The organism is Streptomyces laculatispora, from assembly GCF_017353455.1.
GTDB lineage: Bacteria > Actinomycetota > Actinomycetes > Streptomycetales > Streptomycetaceae > Streptomyces > Streptomyces laculatispora.
Genome location: NZ_JAFMPZ010000080.1, coordinates 1 through 16,827 on the forward strand (window position 1 = coordinate 1; position 16,827 = coordinate 16,827).

The 16,827-nt window shown below is 71.5% G+C and carries 15 protein-coding genes; 10 read left to right on the top strand and 5 right to left on the bottom strand.

Features of this window, described 5'->3' with window-relative positions; genetic code table 11:
* Nucleotides 1-22 precede the first annotated feature (22 nt).
* From cmk to der, 3 genes are all read left to right on the top strand, one after another.
* Entirely contained in the window at nucleotides 23-739 is a 717-nt protein-coding gene (gene cmk, locus J1C73_RS04085; RefSeq protein WP_123468938.1) for a (d)CMP kinase, read from the top strand.
* On the top strand, nucleotides 736-1,422 hold the full coding sequence (locus J1C73_RS04090; RefSeq protein WP_207315115.1) for a lysophospholipid acyltransferase family protein: 687 nt from the start codon (nucleotides 736-738) through the stop codon (nucleotides 1,420-1,422). Before cmk ends, J1C73_RS04090 begins: the two co-directional genes overlap by 4 nt.
* Before the next feature lie 64 nt (nucleotides 1,423-1,486).
* On the top strand, nucleotides 1,487-2,956 hold the full coding sequence (der, locus tag J1C73_RS04095; RefSeq protein WP_123468935.1) for a ribosome biogenesis GTPase Der: 1,470 nt from the start codon (nucleotides 1,487-1,489) through the stop codon (nucleotides 2,954-2,956).
* Nucleotides 2,957-3,079: 123 nt separating this feature from the next.
* On the opposite strand, the gene J1C73_RS04100 is transcribed toward der, so the two are convergent.
* Both J1C73_RS04100 and J1C73_RS04105 read right to left on the bottom strand, forming a co-directional pair.
* Entirely contained in the window at nucleotides 3,080-3,424 is a 345-nt protein-coding gene (locus tag J1C73_RS04100) for a hypothetical protein (protein WP_123468933.1), read from the bottom strand.
* 137 nt (nucleotides 3,425-3,561) lie between these two features.
* On the bottom strand, nucleotides 3,562-4,344 hold the full coding sequence (locus J1C73_RS04105; protein ID WP_207315116.1) for a DUF8842 C-terminal domain-containing protein: 783 nt from the start codon (nucleotides 4,342-4,344) through the stop codon (nucleotides 3,562-3,564).
* Nucleotides 4,345-5,003: 659 nt separating this feature from the next.
* Between J1C73_RS04105 and J1C73_RS04110 the strand changes: the two genes are divergently transcribed.
* Entirely contained in the window at nucleotides 5,004-5,219 is a 216-nt protein-coding gene (locus tag J1C73_RS04110; protein WP_207315117.1) for an I78 family peptidase inhibitor, read from the top strand.
* 169 nt (nucleotides 5,220-5,388) lie between these two features.
* Here the strand turns inward: J1C73_RS04110 and J1C73_RS04115 are convergent, their stop codons facing one another.
* Nucleotides 5,389-6,429, bottom strand: a complete 1,041-nt coding sequence (locus J1C73_RS04115; protein ID WP_207315118.1) for a phosphatase PAP2 family protein — start codon at nucleotides 6,427-6,429, stop codon at nucleotides 5,389-5,391.
* 556 nt (nucleotides 6,430-6,985) lie between these two features.
* Between J1C73_RS04115 and J1C73_RS04120 the strand changes: the two genes are divergently transcribed.
* On the top strand, nucleotides 6,986-8,713 hold the full coding sequence (locus tag J1C73_RS04120) for an MFS transporter (RefSeq protein WP_207315119.1): 1,728 nt from the start codon (nucleotides 6,986-6,988) through the stop codon (nucleotides 8,711-8,713).
* A 96-nt stretch (nucleotides 8,714-8,809) separates the two neighbouring features.
* The gene (locus J1C73_RS04125) at nucleotides 8,810-10,021 is read left to right on the top strand and encodes an acyl-CoA dehydrogenase family protein (protein WP_207315120.1); all 1,212 of its coding nucleotides are present in this window, start codon (nucleotides 8,810-8,812) and stop codon (nucleotides 10,019-10,021) included.
* A 36-nt stretch (nucleotides 10,022-10,057) separates the two neighbouring features.
* On the opposite strand, the gene J1C73_RS04130 is transcribed toward J1C73_RS04125, so the two are convergent.
* Nucleotides 10,058-10,501, bottom strand: a complete 444-nt coding sequence (locus J1C73_RS04130) for a cell division protein SepF (RefSeq protein WP_207315121.1) — start codon at nucleotides 10,499-10,501, stop codon at nucleotides 10,058-10,060.
* A 246-nt stretch (nucleotides 10,502-10,747) separates the two neighbouring features.
* Between J1C73_RS04130 and J1C73_RS04135 the strand changes: the two genes are divergently transcribed.
* Entirely contained in the window at nucleotides 10,748-12,070 is a 1,323-nt protein-coding gene (locus J1C73_RS04135) for a DUF5685 family protein (RefSeq protein ID WP_242643695.1), read from the top strand.
* A 7-nt stretch (nucleotides 12,071-12,077) separates the two neighbouring features.
* On the opposite strand, the gene J1C73_RS04140 is transcribed toward J1C73_RS04135, so the two are convergent.
* A complete protein-coding gene (locus J1C73_RS04140) occupies nucleotides 12,078-13,019 on the bottom strand; it encodes an ABC transporter substrate-binding protein (RefSeq protein WP_207315122.1) in 942 nt (313 codons plus the stop codon).
* Between the two features lie 515 nt (nucleotides 13,020-13,534).
* On the opposite strand from J1C73_RS04140, the gene J1C73_RS04145 reads away from it, so the two are divergent.
* From J1C73_RS04145 to J1C73_RS04155, 3 genes are all read left to right on the top strand, one after another.
* Nucleotides 13,535-14,401: an amino acid ABC transporter permease gene (locus tag J1C73_RS04145; RefSeq protein ID WP_124286468.1), complete on the top strand. Its 867-nt coding sequence runs from the start codon at nucleotides 13,535-13,537 to the stop codon at nucleotides 14,399-14,401.
* Nucleotides 14,398-16,239 carry an FAD/NAD(P)-binding protein gene (locus J1C73_RS04150; protein WP_207315123.1) on the top strand — a complete coding sequence of 614 codons (1,842 nt, stop codon included), beginning with the start codon at nucleotides 14,398-14,400 and terminating at the stop codon, nucleotides 16,237-16,239. Before J1C73_RS04145 ends, J1C73_RS04150 begins: the two co-directional genes overlap by 4 nt.
* 109 nt (nucleotides 16,240-16,348) lie before the next feature.
* A partial coding sequence (locus J1C73_RS04155; RefSeq protein WP_207315125.1) for an amino acid ABC transporter ATP-binding protein occupies nucleotides 16,349-16,827 on the top strand: 479 nt, incomplete at its 3' end.

Sequence of the window (16,827 nt, forward strand, 5' to 3'; positions counted from 1 at the left end):
GCCCACCCCGTGTACCAGGAAGGTGTCCACCACCGTGGAAACCGTAAGCGCCGCCGCCCGGACCGCCCCGGCCGCAGTGATCGTCGCCATCGACGGGCCCTCCGGCACCGGCAAGTCCAGCACGTCCAAGGCCGTCGCCACCCAGCTCGGCCTGAGCTATCTGGACACCGGTGCCCAGTACCGGGCGATCACCTGGTGGATGCTGAACAACGGCATCGACGTGCAGGACGCGATGGAGGTGGCCACCGCGGCCGCCAAGCCCGTCATCGTCTCCGGCACCGACCCCACCGGCCCGACGATCACCGTCGACGGTGAGGACGCCTCCGGCCCGATCCGTACGCAGGAGGTCACCTCCAAGGTCAGCGCCGTCAGCGCCGTCCCCGAGGTGCGCACCCGGATCACCGAGCTGCAGCGCACCATCGCCGAGAGCGCGGAGAAGGGCATCGTGGTCGAGGGCCGGGACATCGGCACGACCGTGCTGCCCGACGCCGACATCAAGATCTTCCTGACCGCTTCGCCGGAGGCGCGTGCCGCCCGCCGCAGCGGAGAGGTGAAGGGCTCCGATCTCGCCGCCACCAAGGAGGCGCTGATCAAGCGCGACGCCGCGGACTCCGGCCGCAAGACCTCTCCGCTCGCCAAGGCGGACGACGCCGTGGAGGTGGACACCACCGAGCTGACCCTCCAGCAGGTCATCGAGTGCGTCGTCACCCTCGTCGGGGAGAAGCAGGCCGCGAAGTGAGCCCAGCCACGGGCGCGCCCACCCTGCGCGGAGCGGCGGTCGGGCGCGGCATCGGGATCGGGCTGATGTACGGGCTGTTCAGGCCCCGAGTGCTCGGCGCGTGGCGGGTCCCCGCCTCGGGACCCGTCATACTCGCGGTGAACCACTCGCACAACGTCGACGGTCCGATGCTGATGGGCACCGCGCCCCGGCCCGTCCACTTCCTGATCAAGAAAGAGGCGTTCGTCGGCCCCCTCGACCCGTTCCTGCGCGGAATCGGACAGCTGAAGGTGGACCGGACGACCGCCGACCGCACCGCCATCACCCACGCCCTCGGCGTGCTGGGGGACGGTGGGGTGCTCGGGATCTTCCCCGAGGGCACCAGGGGCGAAGGAGACTTCGCCTCGCTGCGCGCCGGGCTCGCGTACTTCGCGGTACGCAGCGGGGCGCCGATCGTGCCCGTGGCGGTCCTGGGAAGCACCGAGCGGCGCGGACGGCTGATATCGGCTCTGCCGCCGCTGCGCAGCCGCGTCGATGTCGTCTTCGGGGAGGCGTTCGAAGCGCAAGAAGGTGCGCGGAGCTCGGACAGGGGCGGCAGCGTACGACGCACGCGCAAGGCGCTGGACGAGGCGACGTTGCGCATCCAGGGACGGCTGACCGGCCACCTGGAGCAGGCCAGACGCCTCACCGGGCGTGCTGAGTAAGACTTGAGTAGTGGACCGCGTGCTGCGTGGTCCATCGATGATGATGCAAAGAGGAACGGACTTCATGAACGACCAGATTCACTCCGGCGGCTCGGACCACGAGCACGGAGCGCTTGGCGATGCCGAGTACGCGGAGTTCATGGAGCTCGCCGCGCAGGAGGGGTTCGACCCCGAGGACGTCGAGGGCGCCATCGGTGAGGCCGGTCACGGACCGCTTCCCGCTCTCGCCGTCGTCGGCCGCCCCAACGTCGGCAAGTCGACGCTGGTGAACCGGATCATCGGCCGTCGTGAGGCCGTCGTCCAGGACAAGCCCGGCGTCACCCGTGACCGCGTCAGCTACGAGGCCGAATGGGCGGGCCGCCGCTTCAAGGTCGTCGACACCGGCGGCTGGGAGCAGGACGTGCTGGGGCTGGACGCCTCCGTCGCCGCACAGGCCGAGTACGCGATCGAGATGGCCGACGCGGTCGTCTTCGTCGTCGACTCCACCGTCGGTGCCACCGACACCGACGAGGCCGTCGTCAAGCTGCTGCGCCGGTCCGGCAAGCCCGTCGTGCTCTGCGCCAACAAGGTCGACGGACAGAGCGGCGAGGCGGACGCCACCGCGCTCTGGTCGCTCGGCCTCGGCCAGCCGCACCCGGTCTCCTCGCTGCACGGCCGCGGCACCGGCGACATGCTGGACGCTGTCCTGGAGGCGCTCCCCGAGGCGCCCGCGCAGTCGTTCGGCACCGCCGTCGGCGGCCCGCGCCGCATCGCGCTGATCGGCCGTCCCAACGTCGGCAAGTCCTCGCTGCTGAACAAGGTGGCCAACGAGGACCGGGTCGTCGTCAACGAGCAGGCCGGCACCACCCGTGACCCGGTCGACGAGCTGATCACGCTCGGCGGCATCACCTGGAAGTTCATCGACACGGCCGGTATCCGGCGCCGGGTCCACCTCCAGGAGGGCGCGGACTACTACGCCTCGCTGCGTACCGCGGCCGCCGTGGAGAAGGCCGAGGTCGCCGTGATCCTGATCGACTCCAGTGAGTCGATCAGCGTCCAGGACCAGCGCATCGTGACCATGGCCGTCGAGGCCGGCCGTGCGATCGTCGTCGCCTTCAACAAGTGGGACACCCTCGACGAAGAGCGCCGCTACTACCTGGAGCGCGAGATCGAGACGGAGCTGGCGCAGGTCGCGTGGGCCCCGCGGGTCAATGTCTCGGCCCTCACCGGCCGCCACATGGAGAAGCTGGTCCCGGCGATCGAGACCGCGCTGGACGGCTGGGAGACCCGTGTTCCGACGGGCCGGCTGAACGCGTTCCTCGGCGAGATCGTCGCCTCCCACCCGCACCCGATCCGCGGCGGCAAGCAGCCCCGTATCCTCTTCGGCACCCAGGCGGGCACCAAGCCGCCGCGGTTCGTGCTCTTCGCCTCGGGCTTCCTGGAGCACGGCTACCGGCGCTTCGTCGAGCGCCGGCTGCGCGAGGAGTTCGGCTTCGAGGGCACTCCGATCCACATCTCGGTGCGGGTCCGCGAGAAGCGCGGCCGCAACAAGTAGGCAGCAGATGACGCGGTCCCGGCGCACGAGCGCCCGGACCGCGCTCCGGGCTTCACGGAGCCCCGGACACGACGGAGCCCCGGACCACTCGGAGAACGAGTGGTCCGGGGCTCCGTCGTGCGGTCAGGCTCCGCGGGAGCCCGGCGGCAGCGCGGCCTGGACCCGGCCCGCGTGCCGCCCCACCCGCTTCCAGGAGCCGAGACTCCCGGTGTGCGTACCGGGGCTGCCGCTGCCGTGCCCGGCGGCCCCGCCCGTTCCACCGGACGCACCCGCTCCGCCGTGAGCCGAGTGGCCGCTCAGCGGGGCGCGGGAGCCGAAGAACCCGCTGCCGAAACTCGGAAGCCCCAGGCTCTCCTCCCCGCTCCGGTCACCCGGCAACGCCCTGAACGACCGGCGGTACTCGGAGTACAGCGCGTCGTAGATCGGGGTGCGGGACGGGCCACCCGATGGGTCCTGCGCGGGACGCATGGCAGGGATCGGGCTCGGACGCTGGTGGGAGGGGTCGTATGAGTGCACGTATGTGCCAACGACCCCACCGCCCGTCGGATGCGGGCCCGCCGGAGAAATAGCTGTTCGCCAAGGGAGCCCGGGGTGCGCGGACACGATCAGGTACCGGCCAGCGGCATCGCCGCCGCGACCAGGATTCCGCCCGCCGAGGCCTTCTCCAGCGCATCGCGCAGCAGGTCCTCGCGGGGCTGCTGGCCGATCGAACCGGCCGGGGCGGCGTAGAGGAGCACGGTCTGCGACTTGTTGGCCGCGGTCCGCCAGCCCTCGGTCACCTGGAGGGGCGCGTGGGCCTGCCACCAGGCCACCGGGGCGCCACCGCCGGTGCCCGGCTGGAGCACCGCGTGCAGCTGTCCCATGGCGAGCAGGATCGACCAGCCGTGCAGCACCTCGGGGACCTGATCCATCCGCTGGACCGGGTGGAAGCCCTGCTCCAGCAGCAGCTGCAGGAACTCGTCGCCGCCGCTGCCGTCCGTGCCGGGCCGGGCGATCGGCCCGGTCGGTTCGACGACCAGGGCCGGGTGGAGCTCGTCGTCGATCAGGACGAGACCGCTGGTGATCCCCAGCACGGCCTGCTCGGGGCCCAGCCGGTCCTCGGCCTCCTGTTCGTTTCCGGTGATGCTGCGCACGGCTCCCTGCAACTGCTCCTCGGCGACCTGGACGACCTGGGAGGGGATGCAGGTCGCGTGGGCGAAGGCGAGGACCGCGGTCTCGTCGCCGACGAACAGCACCGTGCTGGTGCGTTCCAGCTCGGAGTCGCCGGGGGTGCGGCAGGAGGTGCAGTCGTAGCTGCCGGGGGCGTTGTCGCCGACGAGCAGCCGGTCGGCTTCGGCGTCGCCGATCTCGGCGCGTACGTCCTCGCTGACGTCGAGCATGCGCGGCACGGGTGGCTCCTCGAACTCGGTACGTGCGCCGGGCGGTTCCCGGCTCATGAAGAAGACAACGGGTGAGCTGCTGCCGGGGTCACGCGAGAAGGCGAACGGAATCGAACCGGGGAGCCGGCCGGTTCGGCGATACACGGACAAGTCAGGAAATCGCGGAGCGTGGGATGCGGCCGTTGCCGGTGGACGAAGCGGCGCCCGCAGGGGGGCAACGGCGCCCGTGCCGTCCTCGGGTGGCGGTGCCGGCAGCGGCTGCTCCGATGCCGGAAAGCGGGTGATTCGGGTCGTCCGCTATACGGGCAGAACCGTACGGACGAGCCGGTCCGATGGTGTGGATATTGTGAGCATGAGATAAGGGTGCGATAAGGAAGGATGAATTCCCGACGGTCCTCTTGCTTACGGGAGGATATTCCGGAGGGAAATCGATGCCGCCCGGCAGCGAATATCCGACCCGCTTTCCGGCCCTCCCTGTTGATCATTTTCGGACCAGTGCGATTACTGTGCGTCCGGTTGTGAATCGCCCGTTCGGGTGAGGGAGCGCAGCCGGAACACGTGTGGTGATCCTGTGACACAAGCGTGACCGGTGAGGGACGTGAGGATGCCGTGCGACCGGTCGGCGCCCCGGCTACCACCGTCGTCCGGGGCCGCCTACGGTGAGAGGCATGGCACCCATACCGACTCCTTCCGCCCAGCCCGACGACTCACCCGGCACGTATGTCGGCCTCACTGCCGAGACCGCCGAACAGCGGGCCCGCAAGCGTGGCTGGACCACGGTCAGAGCCCTGCCGCCGGGCACCGTCATCACCATGGAGTTCCGGGGCGGCCGGATCAACTTCGAGGTCGACGGCGGCGCCGTGAAGCGCTGCTGGATCGGCTGAGGCCCCGGTACGGCCCCGTACGGCCCGGTGCCGGCCCTGGGTGAGGCCCCGGCCCGCCCCGGACCGGCGCGGACGCTTCCCGGCCGCATGGGTGAAGGCCCCGACCGGAGTCGGGGCCTTCACCCGTGCGGGGGAGTGGCTGTGCGTACGGCCCCGCCACTCGTAGGGGTCAGCCGCCCGCCACCGGCCGGGCCGGCGCCGTGCCGCCGCGCGGTGTGCGGTCCGCGTGCGGCGGGCGGCGGCTGCCGGCCGGGGTGACCGGGGTGCGTTCCGAGCGCACCGCGTGGACCTGGTGCGCGGGAGGTGCGGTGTGGGCGCGCGGACGGCTGCCCGCGGCCGTGGCCACCGCCGCCTGGCGGCTGCCCGCGCCGACCGGTTCGCGGACCGGGCTCTGGGCCGCGGTCCCGCCCATGGCCGGCTGCCCGGCCGGGACCGGCCGGGGACCGCCCGCTGCGACGGGCGGGGCAGGTACGAGCCTGCTGTGGGCACTCAGCCGCTCGCGGGCGGCGAAGATCCAGTCCTCGGCCCGGGTGATCAGCGGCTCGACCCACGGCAGGCCGAGCAGGATCAGCAGACCCGCCGCCCAGCCGAGCACCACATCGCTGAGCCAGTGCGTACCCAGGTAGACGGTCGTCAGGCCGACCCCGAGCGACACGACAGCGGACATCGCCGACAGATAGCGCCTGGCTCGCGGGGTGGCGGCCAGGTAGGCAAGGATTCCCCAGGTCACAACCGCGTTGGCGGTGTGCCCGGACGGAAATATATCGCCGCCGGCGAAGAGTTCGGCCGAGCCGATCTGCGTCGCGTAGTGCGGGCCGAGCCGGCCGAGGCCGTACTTGACCGCCCCCACCGTCGCGTTGAGCAGCAGCAGTGAGGCGCCCAGCGTCAGCAGCGGGCGCAGGGTGTGCTGCCGCCAGGAGCGCCAGCCGAGCCAGCAGGCGACCATGACGGCCGTGGGCCCGCGCTGACCGAGTACGACGTAGTAGTCGAGGAAGGCATGGATCCCGGGCCACTGCTGGTACGGCCGGAAGAGCATGACCTTCCAGTCCAGGGTCACCAGCCAGGACGACATGAGCACGGCAATGACGATGGCGAGATAGAACGCCAACGTCCCGCCGAAGAGAGCGATGCGGTGACGGCTCATCCGCGGTGTCTCTATCTTCGGCGGTTCCGGCTCCCGGTCCAGGCGGGCAAAGATGTCGGTACGCACCCAATCGACGTTACAGCGAGTGAGTGGGTGACTTGGTCGATCCGGCCGCTTTGTGATGACGATGTGATGTGGACTATGTCTCAGCGCGGCTGGATTTCCTGAGCCTCCGAAGAATCCCGGATTCCTTCCGTTCTCTTTCTTCGGCGGTTGTGTCGGAAGGGTTTTTGGATATTGACGGAAAAGCGCACGGGATGCCGAAGTGCATTTAACGGGAGCTTTCGGGGAGTCGAACGGACGGTGCCCGTCCGGTTACTCGACGACTTCACCCGCCGTCCGGCGAGCGGTCCGCGACGCCCCCGGAGCCCGGCGTACGCGCCGCCGAACGGTCGGTCTCCGCAGGTCATCAGGGGTCTCCGGGCGGGCCCTGCCGACGGGAAGCAGTGGCGTACACCACACTCGGAGGCTGTCGGCGGTATGAGATGGGCCACGTGTAGCCCTGCCGAACTCGCGTACGCTGACGCATCACTCGCCCGTCGATGCCGGGCCCGGAGGGACAGCGGACGCTGAATCCCCGGGGGGCCTGCCGAGCGCGAGGGACCTTTTGGGAGGTAGATGCATGTCCGGGACGACCGCAGCCCGAACCCGCCTGCGCGCAGCCGCCGACGGTGCCAATCGATGGGTCGTCCTGGTCGTCCTCTGCCTCAGTCTGCTGCTCGTGGCACTCGACGCGACCGTGCTGCACGTCGCCGTCCCCGCCGTCACCGAGGACCTGCGGCCCAGCGCCGTCGGCCTGCTGTGGATCGTGGACGCGTATCCGCTGGTCTGCGCCTCACTGCTGATCCTCTTCGGCACTCTCGGTGACCGGGTCGGGCGGCGGCGCATCCTGCTGCTCGGCTACGCGCTCTTCGGGGTCGCCTCCGCCGTCGCCGCCATGGCCGACAGCGCGGGCGTGCTCATCGCGGCCCGGGCCCTGCTCGGCGTCGGCGGCGCGATGATCATGCCGGCCACCCTGTCGATCCTGCGCCAGGTCTTCCCGGACCGGCGCGAGCGGGCCGTGGCGATCGGCGTGTGGTCCGCGGTCGCCGCGGTCGGCGCCGCCACCGGACCGGTCATCGGCGGCTTCCTCGTCGAGCACTTCTGGTGGGGCTCGGTCTTCCTGATCAACATCCCGCTGATGGCCCTGATCCTTCCGATCGGCCGGCTGCTGCTCCCGGAGTCCCGGGGCAGCAACGACGGCCCCTGGGACGTGCTCGGCGCGCTGATGGCCGCGGCCGGTGTGCTCGGTGTGGTCCTGGGCGTGAAGCGGGCGGGCACCGGTGAGGGACTCCTCGGACCGGCCACGCTCGCGCCCCTGCTGATCGGGGCCGCACTCCTCGTCGCGTTCGTCCGCCGCCAGAAGCGGCGCACGCACCCGCTGATCGACATGGGGATGTTCGCCAGGCCGGCCTTCTCCACCGCCGTGGGCTGCATCGTCCTCGCCATGCTGGCCCTGGTCGGCCTGGAGCTGATCGCCGTCCAGTACCTCCAGCTCGTCCTGGGCCTCAGCCCCCTGGAGACCGGCCTGCGCCTGCTGCCGCTCACGTTCGCCGCGATGGCGGCGGGCGCCACCGGCTCGCACACCCTGCGCCGGATCGGGCCGCGCCGGATGGTCGGCTGGGGCTTCGTGCTGACGGCCGCCGCGGTGCTGATGCTGACCGCGATGGGGCAGCACGACCGGCCCGGCCTGCTGACAGTGTCCTTCGTCGCCCTCGGCTTCGGCCTCCAGTCCACCCTCTTCGGCGCGTACGAGTCGATGCTCAGCGAGGCCCCCGCGGACCGGGCCGGCGGGGCGGCCGCGATCGGTGAGACCTCGTACCAGCTGGGCGCCGGCATGGGGATCGCGCTGCTCGGCAGTGTCATGAACGCCGCGTACGCCCCGGGCCTCGCGCGGCTCCCCGAAGCGGGCGTCCCCGCCTCGGCCGGTGCCGCCGCCTCCCACTCGCTCGGCGAGGCGTATCAGGTGGCCGCGCAGCTGGGCGGCCCGCTCGGCCAGGTGCTGCGCTCCACGGCCCGGCACGCCTTCATCGACGGGCTGCACATCACGCTGCTGGTCAGCGCCGCTCTGCTGCTGCTCGGGGGGCTCGCCGCGCTGCGGCTGCCGCGGGTGATGGAGTGCCCGCCGGCGCTCAGCGAACCCCGCGAATCCATGGACGGCCGCCAGGCCGCCGAGGCCCGGGAGGACGAGGATCCCCGCGGTCACCGGGGCCACGAAGCGCCGGTGGCGGACCGGCCCAAGGTGCTGCTTCCGCTCCCCGCCGCGCGGCGGCCCGCCGAGGCGACCGGCTCTGGACGCGCGGCACACTGAGTCGTAACGTCAGCACGGCGCCGTAACTACCAGTGCTAGTTTTCGGCGTTCCCGTACCGACCTCAGTACCGTGCGAGCCGCCGGAGGCACATCCTCATGTCCACCGCTCCGTCCTCGAAACTCCCGCCCTTCGACCCCCGCGACCCGATCGGCATCGACGACCTCCTGGCCGCCGAGGATCTCGCGATCCGCGACACCGTCCGGGCCTGGGCCGCCGACCGGGTCCTGCCGCACATCGCCCAGTGGTACGAGAACGGCGAGCTGCCCGGCATCCGCGAACTGGCCCGCGAACTCGGTTCGCTCGGGGCCCTTGGCATGTCCCTGGAGGGCTACGGCTGTGCGGGCGCCACCGCCGTGCAGTACGGGCTGGCCTGCCTGGAGCTCGAAGCCGCCGACTCCGGAATCCGCTCGCTCGTCTCCGTGCAGGGCTCCCTCGCCATGTACGCCATCCACCGCTTCGGCTCCGAGGAGCAGAGGCGGCAGTGGCTGCCCGGCATGGCGGCCGGCGAGATCATCGGCTGCTTCGGCCTCACCGAGCCGGACCACGGCTCCGACCCGGCCGGGATGCGGACCTACGCCAGGCGTGACGGCGAGGACTGGGTGCTCAGCGGCCGCAAGATGTGGATCACCAACGGCTCGGTCGCCGGGGTCGCCGTCGTCTGGGCGCAGACCGACGAGGGCACCGCGGGCGCCGGTATCCGCGGTTTCGTCGTGCCGGCCGGTGCCCCGGGATTCTCCGCACCCGAGATCAGGCACAAATGGTCCCTGCGCGCCTCGGTCACCAGTGAGCTGGTCCTCGACGAGGTGCGGCTGCCGGCCGATGCCGTGCTGCCCGGCGTCACCGGTCTGCGCGGGCCGCTCAGCTGTCTCAGCCATGCCCGCTACGGCATCGTCTGGGGAGCCATGGGCGCCGCCCGGGCCAGCTTCGAGGCGGCCGTCGACTACGCGCGGACCCGTGAGCAGTTCGGGAAGCCGATCGGCGGCTTCCAGCTCACCCAGGCCAAGCTCGCCGACATGGCCGTCGAACTCCACAAGGGCATCCTGCTCGCCCACCACCTGGGCCGCCGGATGGACGCGGGCAGTCTCCGTCCGGAACAGGTCAGCTTCGGAAAGCTGAACAACGTGCGGGAGGCCATCGAGATCTGCCGCACCTCGCGCACGATCCTCGGCGCCAACGGGATCTCGCTGGAGTACCCGGTGATGCGGCACGCGACGAATCTGGAGTCGGTGCTCACCTACGAAGGAACCGTGGAGATGCACCAGCTGGTGCTGGGCAAGGCGCTCACCGGCCTGGACGCGTTCCGGTGAAGGACGGCGGCCGGACCGATCCGGTGAGCGCCCCGCTCAGCTCTGGTTGAAGAAGCCGTCGGCCTGCCGGCCGGCGGCCTCGCCGCTGACCACCTGGGTGTCCGCGGGGGTCAGGAGGAAGACCCGGGTGGCCACGCGGTCGATCGACCCGCGCAGACCGAAGATCAGCCCTGCGGCGAAATCCACCACGCGCTTGGCGTCGGCGGAGTCCATGGAGGTGAGGTTCATGATCACCGGGACGCCGTCCCGGAAGAGCTCACCGATGCTCCGGGCGTCCCGGAAGCTGTCCGGGGTCACGGTGGCGATCCGGCGGCCCGTCTCCTGGGCCGCCTCGGACGCCACCTGCACGCGCGGATCGGTCACCCAGGCCTGTCCGGTCCCGGTCCGTGCACCCTCGGAGTACTCGTCGTCGTCGTAGTACCGCTCGTCGTTGTCCTCTACGAGGCCCAGCCAGGCACTCGCCTTGCGCACCGATCCCATGGACGCCTCCTCTCACCGCGGTTCCTTGGCGTTCCGCATCTCTTTCGTGCCCCTATGGTCGTCCATGATGCGGATCGTGCGCCAAGGGGATAGGCGGCGCGCAGGGCGTTCGTGACGGTACTGGTGCAGAAGATGTGGCGATTCGTCAAGGTTCCTCCTGCAAAAGGGCCCTGAAGAAAGAAAATATGATGCTCGGGCCGTACGGGTGACATGGGGGGCGTACGGGTGAACGGGACGCTCGGTACGATGCACGGCGCGCACTCGCCCGAGCGTGGCGCACGGCTGAACGGCACCCGGGGGATCGTCGTGTTCGGAATAGTCAGGCCCTGCACCCATCGGCTGTCGGAGGGGCTCAAGGCCGAGTGGATGGCCCATCTCTGCGGGCTCTGTCTGGCACTTCGATCCGACCACGGGCAATTCGCCCGGATCGTCACGAACTATGACGGCCTGATCGTCTCGGTCCTGACGGAGGCTCAGACCGACCGCACCCCCGCACAGCGCCGCACGGCGGGTCCCTGTCCGCTGCGCGCCATGCGGACCGCGCCGGTCGCGCGGGGTGAGGGTGCCAGGCTGGCGGCCGCCGTCTCGCTGGTGCTGGCGTCGGCGAAGGTGCGGGACCATGTCGCCGACCGGGACGGTCTGTTGAAGCGGCGCCCGCTGGCGGCGGCGGCCCGCAGGGTGGCGGCGGGCTGGGACCGCGCCGGGGCGCGTACCGGCGCACAGCTCGGTTTCGACACGGCGTTGCTCGTCGATGCCGTCGACCGGCAGACCGGCATCGAACTGCTCGCGGGTCCCGGCACCCCGCTGCTGACGGTCACCGAACCCACCGAGACGGCCACCGCCGCGGCCTTCGCGCACACCGCCGTACTCGCGGGCAAGCCGCGGAACGCCGAGCCGCTGGCCGAGGCGGGACGCCTCTTCGGGCGCCTCGCGCATCTGCTGGATGCCGTGGAGGACCAGGAAGCTGACGCCGCGTCGGGCGCCTGGAACCCGCTCACCGCGACCGGCACCTCGCGCACCGAGGCCCGGCGGCTGTGCGACGACGCGCTGCGCGGCGTACGGCTGGCACTGCGCGACGCGGAGTTCACCGACGGCAGACTGGCGCATGTGCTGCTGGCGCACGAACTGCGGCGCTCGGTGGACCGGGCCTTCGCCACGGACGTCTGTTCCCATCAGTCGGGGGGCCCGCTGACCGAGGGGCTCACGGGGCCGGGCGGAGCCGGTCATCCGTCAGGAGGGCGGCACACGGGGGCGTTCGGGCCGCCGCCGGGCAACCCGTACGCCCCCTCGGGGCCCGGGGCCCCCTTCGGCCCGCCGCAGCCGCCGCCGGAGCCCCCGCGCGACCGGCGCGGGCTCATCGTGGGGTGCCTGGTGTGGGCGGGTCTCGCCTGCACCTGCCAGATGTGCTGCGGCACCTTCGACGACCCGTGGAGCCGTCAGCGCCGCGAGGGCCTGTGCAGCCAGTGCGACTGCGGTGACTGCTGCGATGGCTGCGACTGCTGCAGCAACTGCGGCGATTGCTGTGACGGGTGTGACTGCTGCGACTGTGGCTGCGACTGCGGCTGCTGAGCCGGCGTCACCTGATCTCGGGCGGCGAGATCTGCGAGGTCTCGATCGCCGACTCGCCGATGCCCCACTTCTTCAGGATCCGGTCATAGGTGCCGTCCGCCCTGAGACTGTTGACCGCGGCCCGGAAGGCGGGGGCCAGCACGGTGCCCTTCTTGAACGCGAAGCCGACATCGAGGCGCTTGAACTCGTTGAGGAAGCGCACACCCTCCTGCTGCTTCACGGCGAACCGCAGCCCGTTGATGGTCGACATCACGACGTCGGTCCGCCCCTGCTGGAGTGAGCTCCAGACCGCGGCCAGGTCGGAGTACGTCTTCACGTCGTACGGCTTCTCGCCGGCCTCGGAGCAGCGGTGCCTGTTCTCCTCCAGCGTCACCTCGAACGTGGTGCCCGCGGCGGTGCCCACCGTCAGCCCGCAGAGCTGGGTCAGGGCGGTGACCCTGCTCAACGTGCTGTCGTCGCGGACCGCGAAGCCCTGCCCGTCGTTGAGGTAGGTGACGAAGTCGATCGTCTTGCGGCGCTCGTCGGTGACCCCGAAGTTTCCGGTGCCCACGTCGTACTTCCCGCTGCCGAGCGCGGGCAGGATCGCCTCGAACGCGGCGACCTCCCGTTTCGGCTTCAGGCCGAGCACCCTGGCCACGGCATCCGCGAAGTCGATGTCGGTACCGGCCAGGGTCCTGCCGTCCGCCAGGTAGGTGGCACCGGGCGGGGTGCCGACGCTGGAGGCGATGTTCAGGGTTCCGGAGGAGCGGACGGCGGCCGGCAGCAGGCCGGCCGCGGCCTTGTCCCGCTTCACCCCCGACACGACGTCGGTCGTGGGGATCGCGTTCTTGGCGGCGGGACCGGCCGCGCCGGCGGGGGCGGCCGCCGGATCGCCGGAACCGCACGCGGTGAGAGCCAGCGTGGCCGCGGTGATCAGCGCGAAGGCAGCGGTGTGCCGGGTACGGGGCATCAGGGAAGGTTCTCCAGTTTCGGCGGCCGTGGACGGGCGCCGGGCAGCGCGAGGCAGCCCACGGCCGGGGCGGAGGAAGACGTGCTGCGACGTCGGAGGACTCAGTGCGAGGGGAGGGTGATGCGCTGTCGCGTACGCGAGGGCACGCAGGGAGAAACGCTCAGGCGCCGGTCACGGCGCGGGAAGAAGCGGGAGAAAAGCGGAAACGCAGGGGGTCAGCTCAACAGGAACAGGACCACACGCGACCGAAGTCGATGTGGGAGCGCTTGACCAGCCACTTCTGCGAATGCATGGCCCAAGTGGAACAGGCATCCGGTGGTCCGTCAACTGGCCCCACGGGTACGGCTCACAGTGTGGACAGGCTTGACATCCCGTTGTGAACAGCGCTTACCTCGGAGGCGGATCGCGCTGAGGGGCCCGGTCCGCCTCGTTCTCCGAGCTGTCGCGTTCCAAGCTGTCGTGTTCGTGCCGAGGGCACGCCCCGTGTTCGATCACCGCATCCACGGAGCCCTCGTATGTCCGCCCAGACAGACACCCTCCCGCCGGCATTCCCGGCCCCGCCCCTCAAGGACGACGACGCCGGCCGGCTGCGCATCGTCCCGGTACGCCGGACCGGCCAGTGGACCGCGGCCGTCGCCGTACTGGCCCTGCTGGCCCTCGCGCTGAACTCCGTCATCCGCAACGACGCCTTCCAGTGGGACGTCGTCGGCGACTACTTCCTGACCACCGCGGTGCTGCGCGGCCTCTGGCTCACCCTCTGGCTCACCGCGCTCGTCATGGTGCTCGGCTTCGCGCTCGGCACGCTGCTCGCCGTCCTCAGACTCTCCGCCAACCGCGTTCTCCAGGCCGTCGGCTGGGGGTACGTCTGGCTCTTCAGGTCCACCCCGATCCTGGTCCAGCTGCTGTTCTGGTTCAACATCGGCGCTCTCTACCCGGAGATACTCGGCGTCCGCACGGTGAACCTCCTCGGCCCCGTCACGGTCGCCGTCATCGGACTGACGCTCCACGAGGCCGCGTACGCGGCGGAGGTCGTGCGCGGCGGCATCCTCTCGGTGGAACGCGGACAGCTGGAGGCCGCCCAGTCCCTGGGCCTCGGCCCGTGGCGGCGGCTGCACCGGATCGTGCTGCCGCAGGCGATGCGCTCCATCGTGCCGCCCGCCGGGAACATGCTGATCGGCACCCTCAAGGGCACCTCGATCGTCAGCATCATCGCCGTGCAGGACCTGCTGTACTCGGTCCAGCTCGTGTACCACCGCACCTACCAGGTCATCCCGCTGCTGCTGGTCGCCACCCTCTGGTACGTCGTGGTGACCTCACTGCTCGGCATCGGCCAGCACTACGTCGAACGGCACTACGCCCGCGGCACCGCGGACGCCCGGTGAGCGGCCGGCCGTCGCTGGTCGTCATCGGCGCGGGCCCGCGCGGCACCGGCCTGGTCGAGCGCATCGCCGCCAACGCCCCCGGTCTGTACGGCCACCGGCCGCTGGACCTGCACCTCGTCGACCCGTACCCGCCCGGCGCCGGACGGATCTGGCGCCACGACCAGTCGCCGCTGCTGTGGATGAACTCCATGGCCGAGGACGTCACCATGTTCACCGACGACACCGTCCGCCAGGAGGGGCCCGTACGGCCGGGGCCCGCGCTCGACGCCTGGGCGGCGGACGTGCGCGAGGGGCGGACCGAGCCGTCCGGTGACGCGGCCGAGCCCGGACTCCGCGCCGAGATCGAGACGTTGAGGGGGCAGGACTTCCCGAGCCGGCGGCTGCAGGGCGCCTATCTGCGCTGGGTGTACGAGCAGTCGGTGGCCGCCCTCCCGCCCTCGGTGACCGTCCACGAACACCGCGGCCGGGCCCTGCGCGTCACCGGTCCGCCCGACGGCCGTCAGCGCGTCCGGCTGGAGGGCCGCGCCGAACCGCTCGTCGCCGACCTCGTGGTCCTCACCATCGGCCACCTGGACGCCGAACCGGACACCGAGCAGCAGAGGCTGTCCGCCTTCGCGGACCGGCACGGTCTCGTCCATCTGCCGCCCGACTTCACCGCCGACAGTGATCTGACCGCCCTGCGCGCGGGCGAACCCGTCATCGTCCGTGGCTTCGGACTCGCCTTCATCGATCTGATGGTGCTGCTCACCGAGGGCCGCGGCGGACGGTACGAGAACGGTGCCTACGTGCCCTCCGGCCAGGAGCCCGTCCTGTATGTCGGATCACGGCGCGGTGTCCCGTACCACTCCAAGATCGGATACGGCTGGCAGGGCGAGCGGCCGCCGCTGCCGCGGTTTTTCGGCCCCGACCGTACGGAGGAGCTGCTCAGCCGGGCGGGACCGCTCGACTTCCGCCGCGACATCTGGCCACATGTCGACAAAGAGCTCGGGTACGCCCACTACCACCGGCTCTTCACCGCCCACCCCGAGCGCACCACCGCCGACCGGGCCGCCTTCGAGGAGAAGTACGCGGCCGCCGAACCGGGCAGTGACGATCTGCGGGCCCTGATCGCCGCGGCCGTCCCCGACCCCGCCGACCGGCTCGACACCGAGGCGCTCGACCACCCGCTGGACGGGGTGCGCCACCCCTCGTACGACGCCCTCCAGGAGGCGACGCGCCGCTACATCGCCGCCGACCTCGACCGACGGCACGATCCCGGGCACAGCGAGGACCTCGCCGTCTTCCTCGGACTGCTCGGCGCCTACGGCCAGTTGATTCGGTTCGGCGACATCGGGAGCTGGTGGCACGGCTTCTTCAGCTACCTCGCCTCCGGTCCGCCGGGCCCCCGGCTGCGGCAGTTGCTCGCGCTCTCCCGGGCCGGAGTCGTCCGCTTCCTCGGCGCCGGGACGACGGTCGAGGCCGACGAGCGCCACGGCGTCTTCCGGGCCGGCAGCGCCACCGTGCCCGGGGAACGGATCGGGGCCCGCGCCCTGGTCGAGGCCCGGCTGCCGGACCCCTCGCCGGAACGCACCCGCAGCACACTGCTCCGGGCGCTGCACGCGGACGGGGCCGCCGCCACCGCCACCGGACTGCTCGCGGTCGACCCCGGCGACGGCCGGATCCTGGACCACGATGGACGCCCGCACCCGCGCCGCTTCGCGCTCGGCCCGAACACCGCGGCCCGCACGAGCGGCGCCTTCACCCGGCCGCGCACCGGCGGCCCGGCCTTCCGGCAGAACGACGCCACCGCGCGCGCCGCCCTCACCTTCCTGCGCGGCCTCACCGGCACCGATGGCTGACCGGTCCGCGCACCCCGATCCGAACCGCCCGAGGACCCCCATGACAACGACCAGCCGTCCACCGAAGAGCGAACCGGCCGCCGACCGCGTCCCGGGTCCCGCCGACGCCATGGTGGAGATCCGCGGCGTCCACAAGAGCTTCGGCTCCCTCCACGTGCTGCGCGGTATCGACCTGTCCGTGCGCCCCGGCGAAGTGACCGTGATCCTCGGCCCCTCCGGCTCCGGGAAGTCCACCCTGCTGCGCACCGTCAACCACCTGGAGAAGGCGGACCGCGGCTCGATCACCGTCGGCGGTGACTTCGTCGGCTACCGCAGGAAGGGCGACAAGCTCTACGAACTCCCCGAGCGCGAGGTCCTGCGCCGCCGCACCCGGATCGGCTTCGTCTTCCAGAACTTCCACCTCTTCCCGCATCTCACCGTCCTGGAGAACATCACCGAGGCCCCGGTCGCCGCGCTCGGCCGCCCCAGGGCGCGGGCCGCCGCCACCGCGCACGAACTCCTCGGCCGGGTCGGCCTCGCCGACAAGGCGCGGGCCTACCCCCGGCAGCTCTCCGGCGGCCAGCAGCAGCGCGTCGCCATCGCCCGGGC